Origin of the sequence: Mycolicibacterium doricum (assembly GCF_010728155.1) — a bacterium.
In the GTDB taxonomy this organism is placed as follows: domain Bacteria; phylum Actinomycetota; class Actinomycetes; order Mycobacteriales; family Mycobacteriaceae; genus Mycobacterium; species Mycobacterium doricum.
In genome coordinates this window covers 140,527-154,637 of record NZ_AP022605.1, presented here as the reverse complement: position 1 = coordinate 154,637, position 14,111 = coordinate 140,527, and the positions used below count along the sequence as shown (strand labels likewise).

Sequence of the window (14,111 nt, the reverse complement as noted above, 5' to 3'; positions counted from 1 at the left end):
AACCTTCGCCAGTTCGTCGGGGAAACCTTGCCCCCCGGCGAATATCAGAGCGCCGATGGGCACGATGCACCTGAGCCAGGAGTCGTGGTTGCCACCAAGGATCGCAGCTGGCATCTGCTCAGGCTCTGAGCGTCACTTCGAGATCGCGATCAGTGCGCCGGGCCGCAACCACCGCATGAGCTCGACGAGCCTGCCGTCGTCGATAGCCACGCATCCGGCGGTCGGTCCACCGCCGGTGGTGTGCACGAAGAAGGCGCCGCCGTTGCCGGGGACGCGAGCCTTGTTCACGCCCATCACCACCGCGTGCCGGTACTGCGGGATGTCGAGGTTCTCGGTGCCTGCGCTCAGCGATGTGTCGAAGCGACACTGCTGCTTCTTGCACACCTGCATGGTGTTGTAGGTCGGGCTCTTCATGTCGCCGTCCCACCAATGGTCAGGCCCCACCTGGACGTAGGGCAGTCCGCCGCCCGGGTTGGGTTCGGTGCCGAATGCGAAGTCGAGCGTGAACACCCCCATCGGTGTCATCATCTCGCCGTCGTGGGTCTGCGGCGCCATCCCTTTGGCGCCGATGAATGCGGGGATTCCGACCGCGATCGGCTGCCAGCCCGCTGCTGTGCGCTGGTACACATCCATCTTGGCCGAGGAACCACCCACGCCGACAACAGAAATCACCTGAGTGGCCGCCCCGACGGACGAGGCGAACCACGGGGCAGCGGCAGGCGCTGCCGGCGCCCCGGCAACCAGGCACACCGCGGCAGCGCACAACAGGGTCAACAGGCGGCGCATCCACCCATCGTCGGCGGGCGGGCTTTCGGTCACGTCAACGTTCGGACACGATCGGGTCGCGACCGAGGACTGAGACCAGCCACCGCGACCACAATGCTGTCGCCACGCCAGGCCGTCGTCACCCTTGACAACGAAGTTTTGCCAAGGACGCGGACGGCTACGTTGGCTCGTATGGACCTGCGTACCCGACGCCGCGGTAGTGGCCTCCGACAGATCGGCAAGGGCCTCGGCAGCCTCGACCGGGAGGTCTTCGAAGCCGTCGCCGAGTCGCCCAGCCCGCTGCTCGATGCGACGATGCCGGGACTGACCAGGGCGGCCGACCACTCGATGCTCTGGTTCGCGATCGCCGCCGGCCTGCTCACCGTCGGCGGGCCGAGGACCCGCAGGGGCGTCACCCGAGGGTTGGTGAGTCTCGCCGTCACCAGCCTCGTCGCCAATCAGGGCGCCAAGCGGGTCTGGAAACGCGCCCGCCCCAGTTATCTGCCCGTGCCGCTGGCCCGGCGGAGCCGGCGCTTCCCGACGTCGAACTCACTGCCATCGGGCCATTCGGCAAGCGCTGCGGCCTTCGCGGTCGGTGTTGGATTGGAAAGCCCGCCGATCGGTTTGGGCTTGGCACTGCTGGCCGGGCTGGTCGGACTGTCCCGGGTGGCAACGGGCGCGCACTATCCCGGTGACGTGTTCGCCGGCTTCGGCCTCGGTGCGGGCGTCGCGGTACTCGGTGGCCGGGTGGTGCCCCCGACCACCCCGACGAAGTTGCCCACGGCCCGACCGCTGCGGGTTCCGACACCGCCCCGGCCCGACGGAGCCGGTGTGGTGTTGGTGATCAACCCGGCATCGGGAGGCGGTAAAGGCGCCCGCGTGGTGGACGAGGTGCGGGACGCGCTGCCTCGCACCGAGATCGTCGAACTGGGCGAAGGGGATGACCTGCGGGAGGTGCTGCGCGAGGCGGCCGGTCGCGCCGAGGTCCTGGCGGTCGGTGGTGGCGACGGCACGGTGGCGACCGCGGCAGGTATCGCCAAACAAGCCGGATTACCGCTCGCGGTGTTCCCCGGCGGGACGTTCAACCACTTCGCGAAAGACATCGGGTGCGACTCGGTCACCCGCACTGTCGATGCGATTCGCCGCGGCAGCGTGGCCTGCGTCGATCTGGTGTGCCTCAACGAGGAACACATGGTGATCAACACGGCAAGCATCGGTGCCTATCCGCAGTTCGTGCAGACAAGGGAGAAGCTGGAGCACAAGATCGGCAAACCGCTTGCCGGGCTGTACGCGATGTTTCACACGCTGCGCCGGGGTCAGCCGGTCCGCATCCGCTACGACAACCAGACGCTGCAGACGTCGCTGTTCTTCCTGGGCAATTCCACCTATCTGCCCTCGGGGTTCGCACCGGCGCAGCGTCACCGGATCGACGACGGTCTGCTCGATGTCCGGATACTCGAGACGGGGCGGCGGTTCAGTCGGACACGGATCCTGACCGCGCTGATGCTGGGGCGGTTGGAGCGCAGCCCGCTCTACCACGAGATGCGGGTGCCGCAGTTCGCCTTCACCGCAGTCGACGGGCCGACCGTGCTGGCGTGTGACGGGGAAGTGGGGATCGCCTGCCAGCACGCCAGTTTCAGCGCCGAGTACCGGGTACTGCCGGTGTTTCGTCCGTTGGACTGACCCGCGGCGGATACAGCAACCAGCACACCACGAAGTAGGCGTATCCGAGCGCCCAACCGGCCACTACGTCGGAGGGGTGATGGACGTTGAGCACCACACGGCCAGCTCCGATCGTCGCGATGAGGACCACGCCGAGCGCGATCGCCCAGCGCCGTGCCGCGGGACTCAGCTGCGGCAGGGCGACGGTCAGCGCCGCAAGCACGATGACCATCAGACCCAGCGCGTGGCCCGAGGGAAACGACGTCGACGGCGCGGTCACCAGTGCGGTGGCAGGACGCTGACGTCCGGCAACCGCCTTGGCGATCACCAGCAGCAGCCCCGACAACTCGACGGTGAGCACCAGAAACAGCGCGCATCGGAAACGGCGCCGGATCACCGCGACGGCGATGAGTACCACACCGGCGAGCCGCAGCACCGTCGGCCCCAGCACGATGCAGTAGATGTGCCACCCGGTCACCCAGGCGGGGTGGGCGGTACCGAAGCGGTCGAGCGGTTCGAGGGCGGCTGCATCCGCGGCGGCCAGCCACGGCCAGTGCTGCGCGTACCCGATCCACATCGACGCGAAGACCGCCACGGCAACCAAGGCCGAACCGATCAACCAGTTACGGTTGGGCATCACGCCTGTTTACCAGTCACGCCGATGCCCTTTAGGCTGCCTGCACATGGCCGTCTTTCTGCGCAAGTTGCTCCGGATCGGCAAGTTGCCCCACGAGATGCGCGCTGCTGCCGAGGCCGAGGGGATCCTGCGCCTCGCCGAGTTCGTGCCGGTGACCCGCCGATTCACCGGGTCGATTCCCGGCAAGCGGGTGTCGGGAAGCGTCTCCGGATACACCGGGGCACTGGTGCTGACCCGCGAGCGGGTCCTGGCCACCCTGACGACCGTGCCGGGTTTGGCCGGCCGGACCATCGACCAGCGCTGGGACGCCCCCGCCGACGGCCCAGTCAGCGCCGAAGTCGCACCGGACGGCCTGCACCTCGAGGTCGACGTCAGCCGGGTCGACCCGCGCTCACGCGGACAGCTGTCCCTGCACTACAAGAGCGACATCCCCGACGACGTGCTCGCCGAGCTGCCGACCCGGTCGCTGGCGTTCGGCGTTGCCCCCGAGTGGGTGTACCGCGCGGTGGGCGTGCCCTACCGTCCCTGATGTCCGGATCGTCAGCCGGTCGCGTCGGGTTTCCACGAATGCAGCTGCCGCAGAAGGGCGTTCTTCTTGTAGTGATGTTCGTCCATCCTGCCCAGGATGTCGTCGAGCACCGCGATCGCATCGGCGATATGCGGCCCTTTGTTGAGCATGACGCATTCAGCGCGCTCCGCCATCGCCGCATCGCTGATCTCGGCGCGCGAGGGGAGCCCACTCTTAGCCAACTGCTCGAGCACCTGGGTCGCCCAGATCACCGGTAGGTGCGCCGCCTCGCAGAGCCAGAGGATCTCCTCCTGCACCTCCGCCAACCGTTCGTAACCCACCTCGACGGCGAGATCACCGCGCGCAATCATCACACCGACACCGGGCCGCCGCATCGCGGTGAGCAGCAGTTGGGGCAACCGTTCGAACGCCCGCCTGGTCTCGATCTTCAGCACCACCCCCAACCCGTCACCACCGAGCCGGTGCAGCTCCTGATGCAGCCGCTCGATGTCGGAGGGCCGCTGCACGAACGACATCTGCACGATGTCGGCGATGTCGACGACCGTCGCAAGGTCGGCCACGTCCTTGTCGGTCAGGGCCGCCACCGGAAGATGGGTGTCGGGCACGTTGATGCCCTTGCCCTCACGGAGCTTCGAGCCGCCGAACCCAGCATGATCGATACGCACACGCAGGCTGTCGCGCTCCACCGCGATGACCTCACCGCCGATCCGGCCGTCGTCGAACCGGATTGCTTGGCCGACAAGGACGTTGTCGAAGACCTCCGGAAGCGTGCAACCGATCCATGGTGCGCCGCCGTAGTCGGCGGGCGCCGGCGAGAGGTCCCTCGTCACGGTCAACACGTCGCCCCGATTCAACACCAGGCTCTGCTCTCGAGCTGGCAGCAGACCGACCGGGCAGGGATCGTGGATGCCGTCGACGTGCAGAACGGTACCGCTGGTGAGGTAGGTCGTCTTGACACCGGTTGCCAGTACACCCTCGGCAGTCGCGGTGGGTTCGGTCAACACGAATGCGCGCTTGGCGCCACGGCTGTCGCGTAGCCGGACCACATCGCCGTCCTGTCGCCGCGCCAGCCACCCACCGTCGACGGGGACGGTGACCAGTCCGGGTTCCGGTACGGGTGAGGGGTTCTCAGCGCTCGTGAGCCAGGCCCGCGCAGGTGCCAGCACTTGGCCGAGCGCATCGCGAGTAGGGCGGATCTTGACGACCCGCGGCCCGGGCTGAAGCGGCCCAGTGCGCAGCTTCGGGCCGGCCAGATCCATCGCTATGAGGCATGGGAGGCCGGTGACCTCGCTCGCGCTGCGGACATGCGCGGCCATTGCCGACCACGCGGCGGGGCCGTCGTGGGCACAGTTGATGCGCGCCAGGTTCATGCCCCGTTCGACGAGTTCGCGGACCAGTCCGGAGTCCGTCGCCGCCGCCGATGGGAGAGTCACCATGATGCGGGTCCGGCGGTCCGCGGGTGGCGACCCCAGCAGTTCGACGGCGCGGGACCGCAACAGTTCCCGTCCTCGTTCGAGGTCGACGTCGCCGCTTTCCGGCCGGTGCCATGGATCACCGCCCATCGCGGCAGCCGCCGCGCGGACGAGCCGCAGCGTCCCCTCCACATGCGGTTCACTGCGCCCCAATGACGACAGGCCGAAGGATGCCAGCCGGGACTGCATTCGCCGGAGGTCGCGTTGCCGAAGGGCCCAGTAGTGGACCATGTTCCGCGCACTGAAACGGTATTCCGGACTCACCTCCTGCAGCCATTCCGACCATGCTGTCTCCGCGGGAAGCAAGTGGCCGATCAGCTCGTCCAACTCCTCGATCAGCACGCCGGGCGCGCCATCGGGGGACGTCCGGGATTCGGTCACTGGGGCCGGGTGAGACGACACGAATTGGCACTCCTGGTTCACTGTCGGACGGCTCCCACAGAGTATGGGCCGACGGTTACCTCGGGGTGAACAGAGCGCACCGACCGGACGAGGGGTCACCATGGCTGGAGTGCCGTCCACAGAGCGACGTAGCAGGCAAGCAGCGGCGAATCACCCACGGTGCCTCGTCGACGCAATGGGTTCCGCATGCACCGTGGCCACCGGAGGCGGTCCCCGAATTGGTGACGGCGCTCACACCTTGGTCGCGGTGACCAGTCGTATTGCGCTGGTCATCGCGCGGGCCTCGGGGTCGTCGAGGTCAGCCGGTCGCCCCAGACGCGGGAGATAGTCGGACAGCGTCGTGGGTTCTGCATTCCATCCCCGCTCGGCGAACCACTCTTCGGCCGGGGCATGCCGTTCGTTGTACACAAGTGTGAAGAAGGTCCCGTCGTCGCCGGCCGCCCGCTCCTCATCGCGCTTGAACCCGAACAGCTCGGCGGGCATCGGCACCGACTCCTCGACGGCAGCGCAGCTGTTCGCGGCCGACATCGCGTCGATCCCGCCAAACAGCGCCTCCTGCGCGGTGGCGGGTAGGTAGACCAGCAGCCCTTCGGCGAGCCACGCCGAGGGTCGGGCCGGGTCGAACCCGGCCGCGGTCAGCGCACCGGCCCAGTCGTCGCGCAGGTCGACCGCCACCTCGCGGCGCTGTGCCGCCGGCGTCTCACCGCGGTCGGCAAGCACCTCCCGCTTGAACTCGAGGACCCGCGGCTGGTCGAGTTCGTACACGACGGTGCCGTCGGGCCACGGCAGGCGGTAGGCACGCGAGTCCAGGCCCGCCGCCAGCAGCACGACCTGCTGCACACCCGCCGCCGACGCCGCAGCGAAGTAGGCGTCGAAGTACTTCGTGCGGGCGCCCTGGAAGTTGACGAACTGCTTGCCGAAAGGCGAATGCAGGATGTGGTCGGGCGCCGCGCCGTCGAACAGATCGGCCCATGCACCACCGACGGCTCGGCAGAAGACCTCCGCGTACGGGTCGACGGCGAGCGGGTCCGGCTTACGGGCCTCCAGGGCCCGCGACGCCGCTACGAACAGCGCCGTGGATCCGACGCCGGTGGTGATGTCCCATGAATCGTTGTCATTGCGCACGTCTCGGTTATACGCGTCAGATCAGTGGGCGCCCTGTGCGGATGCGACGGTCGAGATCCCTGAGCAGCACATTGAACGGGAACTGCCGGATGAACCTGGGCAGCGCGTGGTTGACGGTGCGCAGCACGCCGATGAGCCGGTCGAAACGTCGCTGCCGCTCGGCGTCCCACGGCAACCGCATCTCGTCGCGGAAGCGCTGCGGCAAGAAGCCGGTGGTGATGAGCAGCGCGAGTTCTTCGTTGCGCCGCTGCAGTGGCGGCGGCAGCCTCAGTCCGCGCAGACGCGACGCCGCGATCGGATAGAGGTAATCGCGGACGGTGTCGTCGATGTGCACCTTCTCCAGCGATTCCTGCCAGTACTCGTCGAACGCCGCCCGGTCGGCGGGCCACATCTGCGGCGGCACCTGAAGCGTGGTGCCCATCGTCATGCTGTCGCGGTAGTGCTCTTCGGCGGTCTGGTCGTCCATTTCGCCGACGAAGAGCCGGAACACCTCTACCGCGCCCTGGTAGAGACAGGCCGCGACCCACAACTGCAGGTCCTTGTCGAAGGCGTGGTACTTCACGGGGCTCTCGTCGGTGGAGTACACCTGCGCGTGCGCCTTGTTCACGGCCCGGCGAAACGCCGCCTTCTGCGCGGCACTCCCGCGGGTGGCGACGGCCAGGTACGTGAATGTGGTCCGGGCGCGTTTGATCGGATGCAGGTCCAGGCGGCCGCTCTCCACGCGGCTCTCCAGCACTCCGTAACCGACGCCGGGACGGGCCAACTGCATGATCACGTTCGCCGGTCCGGCCAGCAGCGCGACGCCCATCAGACCGTCCTGCATGCTGGCGGAGCGCCGGGCCGGCGCGGGAATCAGCGCGCCGGGTTGGGTCGGTGCATTGACCGAACGCTCGACCTCTGGAACCGGTTCGCTGACCATCATCGGCCACCCCCTGAATGCCGGAGAACGGATGCTCCTGATTCTGTCTGCCACATCGACGGGTGTCGAGATGGGTGCACCGGAGAGGTCCCGCCCGCCCGGGGCGCGGGGTAACCTAGCTCCCGACCAAGCGGTTAATAGGGAAGGCAACGAAGCTATGCCCATCGCCATCATCGAAGAGCACAACGACCTCGCCGACTCGGTGCGTTCCCTGGTCGCGCGGGTGGCGCCCTCGGAAGTGCTCCATGACGCACTCGAGAATCCGATCCCCAACCCTCCTGCGTTCTGGAAGGCGGCGGCGGAGCAGGGGCTCCACGGTGTGCACCTGCCCGAGTCCGCAGGCGGACAAGGCTTCGGCATCCTCGAACTCGCGATCGTGCTCGCGGAATTCGGTTACGGCGCGGTCCCCGGACCGTTCGTGCCGTCAGCCATCGCCAGCGCGCTGATCGCCGCCCACGATCCGGATGCCAAGATGCTCGGCGCCCTGGCCTCGGGTGAGGTCATCGCCGCCTACGCGATCGACTCTGGGCTGACCGCGACCCGGCATGCCGACGGGCTGGTGATCCGGGGCGAGGTGCGGGCCGTCCCCGCCGCCGCCCAGGCTTCCGTGCTCGTGCTGCCGGTCGCCGGTCTCGACGACGAGAGCAGCGGCGCCGAGTGGGTGGTCTTCGACGCCGACCAACTCGAGATCGAACCCGTGGCGGGCATCGACCCGCTGCGACCCGTCGCGCATGTGCGGGCGAACGCCGTGGAGATCGGTGACGACCGGGTGCTGCGCACCCTGACCCGCCCGATGGCGCGGGCCCTGATCGTCACGCTGCTGTCCGCCGAGGCCATCGGGGTGGCGCGGTGGGCGACCGACACCGCGTCCGGGTACGCGAAGATCCGCGAACAGTTCGGCAGGCCGATCGGTCAGTTCCAGGCCATCAAGCACAAGTGCGCCGACATGATCGCCCAGACCGAGCGGGCCACCGCCGCGGTGTGGGATGCCGCCCGCGCACTCGACGATGTTCGCTCAAACGCGACGGGAGAACCACACTTCGAATTCGCTGCCGCCGTCGCCGCCACATTGGCGCCGACCGCCGCGCAGCACTGCGTCCAGGAGTGCATCCAGGTGCACGGTGGGATCGGCTTCACCTGGGAGCATGACACCAACGTCTACTACCGCCGCGCGCTGGCGCTCGCCGCGGCGTTCGGCCGGCGCGCCGACTATCCGCAGTACGTCGTCGACACCGCCACCGCCACGGGGATGCGTCCGATCAACATCGACCTCGATCCCGACACCGAGAAGCTGCGCGAGGAAATCCGCGCCGAGGTCGCCGCGCTCAAGGCGCTACCGCGGCAGGAGCGGACCGTCGCGATCGCCGAGGGGGGTTGGGTGGTGCCGCACCTTCCCGCCCCGTGGGGTCGTGGGGCCGGCCCGGTCGAGCAGATCATCATCGCCCAGGAGTTCACCTCCGGCCGGGTCAAGCGCCCCCAGATGGGGATCGCCGCGTGGCTGATCCCGTCGATCGTCGCGTTCGGCACCGACGAACAGAAGCAGCGCTTCCTGCCGCCCACCTTCCGCGGCGAGATGATCTGGTGCCAGCTGTTCTCCGAACCGGGCGCCGGATCGGATCTGGCCAGCCTGACCACCAAGGCCACCAAGGTCGACGGCGGCTGGCGGATCACCGGCCAGAAAATCTGGACCACCGGGGCACAGTTCTCCCAGTGGGGCGCGCTGCTTGCCCGGACGGATCCGAGCGCGCCCAAACACAACGGCATCACCTACTTCCTGCTCGACATGAACAGCGAAGGCGTCGAGGTGAAACCGCTACGCGAACTGACCGGCAACGCGATGTTCAACACCGTGTTCATCGACGACGTGTTCGTCCCCGACGACCTGGTGCTCGGCGAGGTCAACCGCGGCTGGGAGGTCAGCCGCAACACCCTGACCAACGAGCGGGTGTCGATCGGCAGCAGTGAGCCGCCGTTCTTGGCCACGCTCGACGGTTTCGTCGAATTCATCCGCGACGGGCACTTCGACCAGGTCGGACAGAACAAAGCCGGCCAGCTGATCGCCGAAGGCCACGCCGCCAAACTGCTGAATCTTCGTTCGACGCTGCTGACGCTCGCCGGCGGCGACGCCATGCCGTCGGCCGCAATCTCCAAGCTGCTGTCGATGAAGACCGGTCAAGGGTACGCGGAGTTCGCGGTGTCGTCGTTCGGCACCGACGGCGTGCTCGCGGAACCGGGGTCGCTCGAGCTCAAATGGGCGGAATACCTGCTGGGCAGCCGCGCCACGACGATCTACGGCGGCACGTCGGAGGTCCAGCTCAACATCATCGCCGAACGGCTGCTCGGGTTGCCGCGCGATCCGTAACCAGCTGAAGTGTTTGGCGAGTCGGTGGACGGGAACATTGGGCGATCAGCGTCCGTTGAGTGCTCTGCAGTACCCGCCGACAACCTAAGAGGCAGCCATCATGACCGTTGACTACGACGCCCCTCGCCGTAAGCAAGACGACCTGGAATCCGACTCGCTCGACGAACTGCCAGTGGGGCGTGCCGACGCCCGCACGACGGTTCTCGACCTCGAGGATTCCGACCCGATCGACTCCATCGACCTGCCCGGCGCCGACCTCTCCGGTGAAGAGCTCACCGTGCGGGTCGTCCCCAAGCAGGCCGACGAGTTCACCTGCAGCAGCTGTTTCCTCGTGTTCCACCGCAGCCGGCTGGCTCGCGACACGAACGGAACGACGATCTGCGCCGACTGCGCCTGACGTGACGGGGCGGCGCCGGCCAGTGTCGGTTCGCTCAGCGCGGCGATCGGGCGTATATCGGTCACCAAAGGTTCGTGGTCAGGTCCGTGCCCGACCACCCGGCCGGTCAGTACCCACGGGAACCGGCCGGGTTCGTGTCATTGCGCGTACTGCCTGATGCGCCGGGCGATCCAGTCCTGCGCGGGCCGTGGCCATCACGGCTCCGGCGCGATGGCGCTGACCGACAGACCCGGCATCAGCACTTCGGCCTCGTAATCGCAGTCGCGGCCTGGTGTTGGCCGGTGCCGGGTCCGCTGAATACCGCAGGTAGACGTCGGGCTGTCGGATCACCAGATCCACGAGTTCGTCGAGTGAGTCGATCGGCAGCGGCTTCGGCGCAGTGTGCATCGTCATGGCGCCTCCACTCCGAAGTGATCCAAAAGTGGTGCGTTCATGATCTTTTCCTTCGGCGAGACGTTGCCCGGAGCCCGCCGCTCACCGGTGGACCAACCGCTCAAACATTCACCCAGTCTCAAACACTCACCCAGTGGGGTTTGCGCCGTGGGCTGCGGGGTAGTGCGGCCGCATCCACCCCAACGTAGGAAACCCAACGTAGAAAACCCAACGTAGAAAAGGAGACGACATGGCCACCGGAGAGACCGGCTTCGACGACGTGACATTTGACCTGATCTCGGTTCAGTACCACTCGCTCAAGGCCGGACACGACTACGGGCAGTACGTTCGCGACGCCCGCAACGCCGGACTCGACGACGTCGCGTCGTTCTTCGAACAGGTGATGTCCGAGGATTCCGAGCGTGCCCGGCGTTGCCATCAGTTCCTGGGCCGACTACAGGGATCGAAGGCAGCGGGGCCGGCCACCAACTGACTCACCCGGTCGACAACCGGAGTGCCGACAGCGCCCCACTGAGGCCGTCGAGTGTGGCGCTGTCGGGCAGTTCGGCGCGGTCAAGCCACGGGATGTCGGGGGCTCGCGGAGCGCGGCCGCCGAGGATCCCACCCACGATCGCCGCGGTGGTGTCGGTGTCGCCGCCCAGGGACACCGCATAGCGCAGTGCGTCGGCGGTCGGCAGTCGGCGCGTGAGGGCGTGCCGAACCGCGTGCACCACGGCGGCCACCGCATCGACGGCCTCCAGCGACACCCCGTTCACGCCCGGCCGCCACCGGCCCTCGACGGCGGCTCGTACGGGCCTCAGGTCCACCAGGGTGTATTTCCTGGTGGCCCAATCAATCTCGATGTCGGCCGCATCCAACGGTGACGCGCCGTCGACTGCCGCCGACGCCATGGCCGACGCGATGCACGCGACGGCGACGGCCGGCGCGGCGCCGTGGGTGGTTTGCGACAGGCCCGTGGTGACCGTGCGGCGCAGATCGTCGTCGGCGATCGCCCACCCGATCGGCAGCACACGCATCGCGGCACCGTTCGTGTCACCGGACTCGGCGCGCAGCGCCCCGCCGGCACGGAAACGCTCGACCGCCGCGGAGGTGCTGGGCCCGATCCCGCGAATGTGTGGTGCGGCGGCGGCCAGACGGGTCAGGAAGTCCGCCTCGTCCACCACCGGCCCGCGATCGCGCAGGTACTCGGCGACCAGCAGGGTCAACGCAGTGTCGTCAGAGGTGGCGCCGGGCGGCCAGTCCCCACGGCGCGGCAGTTCGTCGATGCCGGTGCGGGGAACCTCCGCGCAACCCTCCCACGGCACGCCGGCCGCATCCCCCGCCGCGTAGGACACCAGTGCTGCCCGGATCCGGGACTGTATCGCTGCGATCCCCACCTGTGGCTCCCTTCGCCGATGCCTCATCGCCGTTTCCCCGCGTGAGCGCCGGGAAACCGGTGCCCATGACCAATGATGTGGAGAAGCGGTGGCGCAACCCGCAGATGTTGCGCGCGGCCGTCAAGTACGTCATCGCGGTGGTCGCGGTCGCAGGGCTCTGCTTCGCGTTCTACGCGATCTCCGCCGACCATTCGCTCGTCGCCGCGGTCCTCGTCCCCCTGGTGTTCTTCGCCGGTGGTCTCGGCGCCTTCATCCAGCGCTGCTTCTGGGCGGTGGCGTGCTTCAACAAAGGGTGCCGACGGATAACGGCGGATCGCTATTGCGCCTTCGCTTGGCCGCCGCCCGAGTGGTCCACGAACATTTCGCGCAGTTGGCGTTTGAGGATCTTCCCGGTCGGGTTGCGGGGTAGCTCGTCGATGAACAGCACCTCGCGGGGCACCTTGTACCGCGCCAGGTGTTCCTTGACGTAGCGCTTGATGCCCTCCTCGTCGACCGACGCGTTCTCGGCCTTCACGACAAACGCCCGCAGCCGGTGGCCCCACTCCCTGTCCTCGACACCGAGCGCGGTGGCCTCCACCACCTCCGGGTGGCCGCTGATGAGGTCCTCCACCTCGGCGGGGAACACGTTCTCGCCGCCGGAGACGATCATCTCGTCGTCGCGGCCGGAGACGTAGAGCAATCCGTGCTCGTCGAAGTATCCGACGTCACCCGAAGACATCAACCCGTCGATGATCTGCTTGTGGCCGCCGCCGGTGTAGCCCTCGAACGGGAAGGTGGTCCCGACGAATATGCGGCCCACCTCACCGCGAGGCACCTCCTTGCCGTTCTCGTCGAACAGCTTGACGCGCACACCCTTGACGACTGGGCCCACCGTCGCCGGGTTCTTCTGCAGATCCTGCGGGCGGGCGATGCTGGCCAATGCGATCTCGGTCGAGCCGTACAGGTTGTAGACGACCGGGCCCAGGTACTTCGTCGCCCTGACCGCCAGTTCGGACCCCAACTGCGAACCCGAGACGAACACGATCCGCAGCGACGACAGATCCGGTTTGCTGTCCATCTTCTCGATGTGGTCGAGGATCCGCGACAGCATGACCGGCACGACCACGATCGCAGACGCCCTGTGCTTCTCGATGTCAGCGAGCACGGTGGCCGGTTTGAACCTGCGCCGCAGCACAAGTGTCGACCCGAGTACGAGGCCGATCGTGGCGTGCAGGTAGCCCAGCGCGTGGAACATCGGTGCGGGAAGCACGGTCACCTCACCGGATTTGAACGGGACATGCGACAGCACGCCACCGATCGGCGCCAGCGACAGCGGCGGTTTCCGTTTGGCACCCTTTGGCGTACCGGTGGTGCCACTGGTGAGGATGACGACCGACGAATGTCTGGCCGCCTTCGGCGCGGGTGTCTTGTCCCCTTTCGCGACGATGTCGGCGAGCGTCTCGGCGTCACTCTCCGACGGCTCGTCACTGTCGGGGTTGGTGCCGAGCGCCCGCAGGTACCCGCATTCGGGCTGTGCCCGCGACACCGCCTTGGAGTACTCGTCGTCGTGGATGATCAGTTTGGCGCCCTCGCGTTCGGACACCTCCTTGATCTGCGGGCCGGAGAACTCGCTGTTGAGCAGGATGATCCGCGCGCCCGTGCGGGCGGCGCCGTACACGGCGACCAGGAACCAGCGGTGGTTGCGCGCAAGGATGGCCACACCGTCGCCACCCTTGATTCCCTTGGCCAGCAGTGCGTGCGCGACGGCGTGCGCGGCCTGGTCGAGTTCGGCGTACGTCATCTCTCCTTCGTCGTCGATGACGGCACGACGCGCCGGGGTGCGACGGGCATTGAGCGCAGGGATCATCCCGAATTCACCCCAGCGGCGCATGTCGGCGACGACCGCAACCACGTTCTGTGGCGGCTCCAACTGTAATGCGCCTGCCTCCATCATCTTCCGGGCGTAGTGCAATTCGGCGGCGCCACGGTCCAGATACAGCTTGGTCTTTGTGGCAACCTGCGACGTCTTTGTGGCAACCTGCGACGTCTTTGTGGCAACCTGCGACGGAAGTTCAGTGAGGTTCGGCATGACA

12 protein-coding genes and 1 pseudogene are annotated in these 14,111 nt (G+C 67.7%); 5 read left to right on the top strand and 8 right to left on the bottom strand.

Annotated elements, in window-relative coordinates; translation table 11 throughout:
* Positions 1 to 132: 132 nt before the first annotated feature.
* Positions 133 to 786 carry a L,D-transpeptidase family protein gene (locus G6N07_RS00685; protein ID WP_085189643.1) on the bottom strand — a complete coding sequence of 218 codons (654 nt, stop codon included), beginning with the start codon at positions 784 to 786 and terminating at the stop codon, positions 133 to 135.
* 171 nt (positions 787 to 957) lie between these two features.
* Between G6N07_RS00685 and G6N07_RS00680 the strand changes: the two genes are divergently transcribed.
* On the top strand, positions 958 to 2,448 hold the full coding sequence (locus tag G6N07_RS00680; RefSeq protein WP_085189373.1) for a bifunctional phosphatase PAP2/diacylglycerol kinase family protein: 1,491 nt from the start codon (positions 958 to 960) through the stop codon (positions 2,446 to 2,448).
* Here G6N07_RS00680 and G6N07_RS00675 read toward each other — a convergent pair.
* Positions 2,402 to 3,064: a phosphatase PAP2 family protein gene (locus tag G6N07_RS00675; protein WP_085189371.1), complete on the bottom strand. Its 663-nt coding sequence runs from the start codon at positions 3,062 to 3,064 to the stop codon at positions 2,402 to 2,404. The two genes, G6N07_RS00680 and G6N07_RS00675, sit on opposite strands and share 47 nt — an antisense overlap.
* Before the next feature lie 46 nt (positions 3,065 to 3,110).
* Between G6N07_RS00675 and G6N07_RS00670 the strand changes: the two genes are divergently transcribed.
* Positions 3,111 to 3,593: a hypothetical protein gene (locus G6N07_RS00670; RefSeq protein WP_085189369.1), complete on the top strand. Its 483-nt coding sequence runs from the start codon at positions 3,111 to 3,113 to the stop codon at positions 3,591 to 3,593.
* Positions 3,594 to 3,604: 11 nt separating this feature from the next.
* On the opposite strand, the gene G6N07_RS00665 is transcribed toward G6N07_RS00670, so the two are convergent.
* The 3 genes from G6N07_RS00665 to G6N07_RS00655 all read right to left on the bottom strand — a co-directional run bounded on the left by G6N07_RS00665 (position 3,605) and on the right by G6N07_RS00655 (position 7,514).
* On the bottom strand, positions 3,605 to 5,446 hold the full coding sequence (locus tag G6N07_RS00665) for a pyruvate kinase (RefSeq protein ID WP_235849650.1): 1,842 nt from the start codon (positions 5,444 to 5,446) through the stop codon (positions 3,605 to 3,607).
* A 252-nt stretch (positions 5,447 to 5,698) separates the two neighbouring features.
* A complete protein-coding gene (locus G6N07_RS00660; protein ID WP_085189365.1) occupies positions 5,699 to 6,592 on the bottom strand; it encodes a class I SAM-dependent methyltransferase in 894 nt (297 codons plus the stop codon).
* 16 nt (positions 6,593 to 6,608) lie between these two features.
* Positions 6,609 to 7,514, bottom strand: coding sequence for an oxygenase MpaB family protein (locus G6N07_RS00655; RefSeq protein ID WP_085189363.1), 906 nt, complete (start codon positions 7,512 to 7,514; stop codon positions 6,609 to 6,611).
* Positions 7,515 to 7,668: 154 nt separating this feature from the next.
* On the opposite strand from G6N07_RS00655, the gene G6N07_RS00650 reads away from it, so the two are divergent.
* Entirely contained in the window at positions 7,669 to 9,873 is a 2,205-nt protein-coding gene (locus G6N07_RS00650) for an acyl-CoA dehydrogenase family protein (protein WP_085189361.1), read from the top strand.
* Between the two features lie 100 nt (positions 9,874 to 9,973).
* Positions 9,974 to 10,270, top strand: a complete 297-nt coding sequence (locus G6N07_RS00645) for a DUF4193 domain-containing protein (RefSeq protein ID WP_085189359.1) — start codon at positions 9,974 to 9,976, stop codon at positions 10,268 to 10,270.
* Between the two features lie 47 nt (positions 10,271 to 10,317).
* On the opposite strand, the pseudogene G6N07_RS20010 reads toward G6N07_RS00645, so the two are convergent.
* Positions 10,318 to 10,368: pseudogene (locus G6N07_RS20010) on the bottom strand (DUF6098 family protein); the annotation flags it as partial.
* Positions 10,369 to 10,892: 524 nt separating this feature from the next.
* On the opposite strand from G6N07_RS20010, the gene G6N07_RS00640 reads away from it, so the two are divergent.
* Positions 10,893 to 11,135: an acyl carrier protein gene (locus G6N07_RS00640; RefSeq protein ID WP_085189357.1), complete on the top strand. Its 243-nt coding sequence runs from the start codon at positions 10,893 to 10,895 to the stop codon at positions 11,133 to 11,135.
* Between the two features lies 1 nt (position 11,136).
* Here G6N07_RS00640 and G6N07_RS00635 read toward each other — a convergent pair whose 3' ends face one another.
* Both G6N07_RS00635 and fadD2 read right to left on the bottom strand, forming a co-directional pair.
* Entirely contained in the window at positions 11,137 to 12,039 is a 903-nt protein-coding gene (locus G6N07_RS00635) for an ADP-ribosylglycohydrolase family protein (RefSeq protein ID WP_085189356.1), read from the bottom strand.
* Between the two features lie 316 nt (positions 12,040 to 12,355).
* Positions 12,356 to 14,107 carry a long-chain-fatty-acid--CoA ligase FadD2 gene (gene fadD2, locus G6N07_RS00630; protein WP_085189354.1) on the bottom strand — a complete coding sequence of 584 codons (1,752 nt, stop codon included), beginning with the start codon at positions 14,105 to 14,107 and terminating at the stop codon, positions 12,356 to 12,358.
* Positions 14,108 to 14,111 lie beyond the last annotated feature (4 nt).

Excerpts from the sequence above, each read along its gene's own strand:
- G6N07_RS00685 (WP_085189643.1), bottom strand. The coding sequence starts at position 786 with ATGCGCCGCCTGTTGACCCTGTTGTGCGCTGCCGCGGTGTGCCTGGTT.
- G6N07_RS00680 (WP_085189373.1), top strand. The coding sequence starts at position 958 with ATGGACCTGCGTACCCGACGCCGCGGTAGTGGCCTCCGACAGATCGGC.
- G6N07_RS00675 (WP_085189371.1), bottom strand. The coding sequence starts at position 3,064 with ATGCCCAACCGTAACTGGTTGATCGGTTCGGCCTTGGTTGCCGTGGCG.
- G6N07_RS00670 (WP_085189369.1), top strand. The coding sequence starts at position 3,111 with ATGGCCGTCTTTCTGCGCAAGTTGCTCCGGATCGGCAAGTTGCCCCAC.
- G6N07_RS00655 (WP_085189363.1), bottom strand. The coding sequence starts at position 7,514 with ATGATGGTCAGCGAACCGGTTCCAGAGGTCGAGCGTTCGGTCAATGCA.
- G6N07_RS00650 (WP_085189361.1), top strand. The coding sequence starts at position 7,669 with ATGCCCATCGCCATCATCGAAGAGCACAACGACCTCGCCGACTCGGTG.
- G6N07_RS00645 (WP_085189359.1), top strand. The coding sequence starts at position 9,974 with ATGACCGTTGACTACGACGCCCCTCGCCGTAAGCAAGACGACCTGGAA.
- G6N07_RS00640 (WP_085189357.1), top strand. The coding sequence starts at position 10,893 with ATGGCCACCGGAGAGACCGGCTTCGACGACGTGACATTTGACCTGATC.
- fadD2 (WP_085189354.1), bottom strand. The coding sequence starts at position 14,107 with ATGCCGAACCTCACTGAACTTCCGTCGCAGGTTGCCACAAAGACGTCG.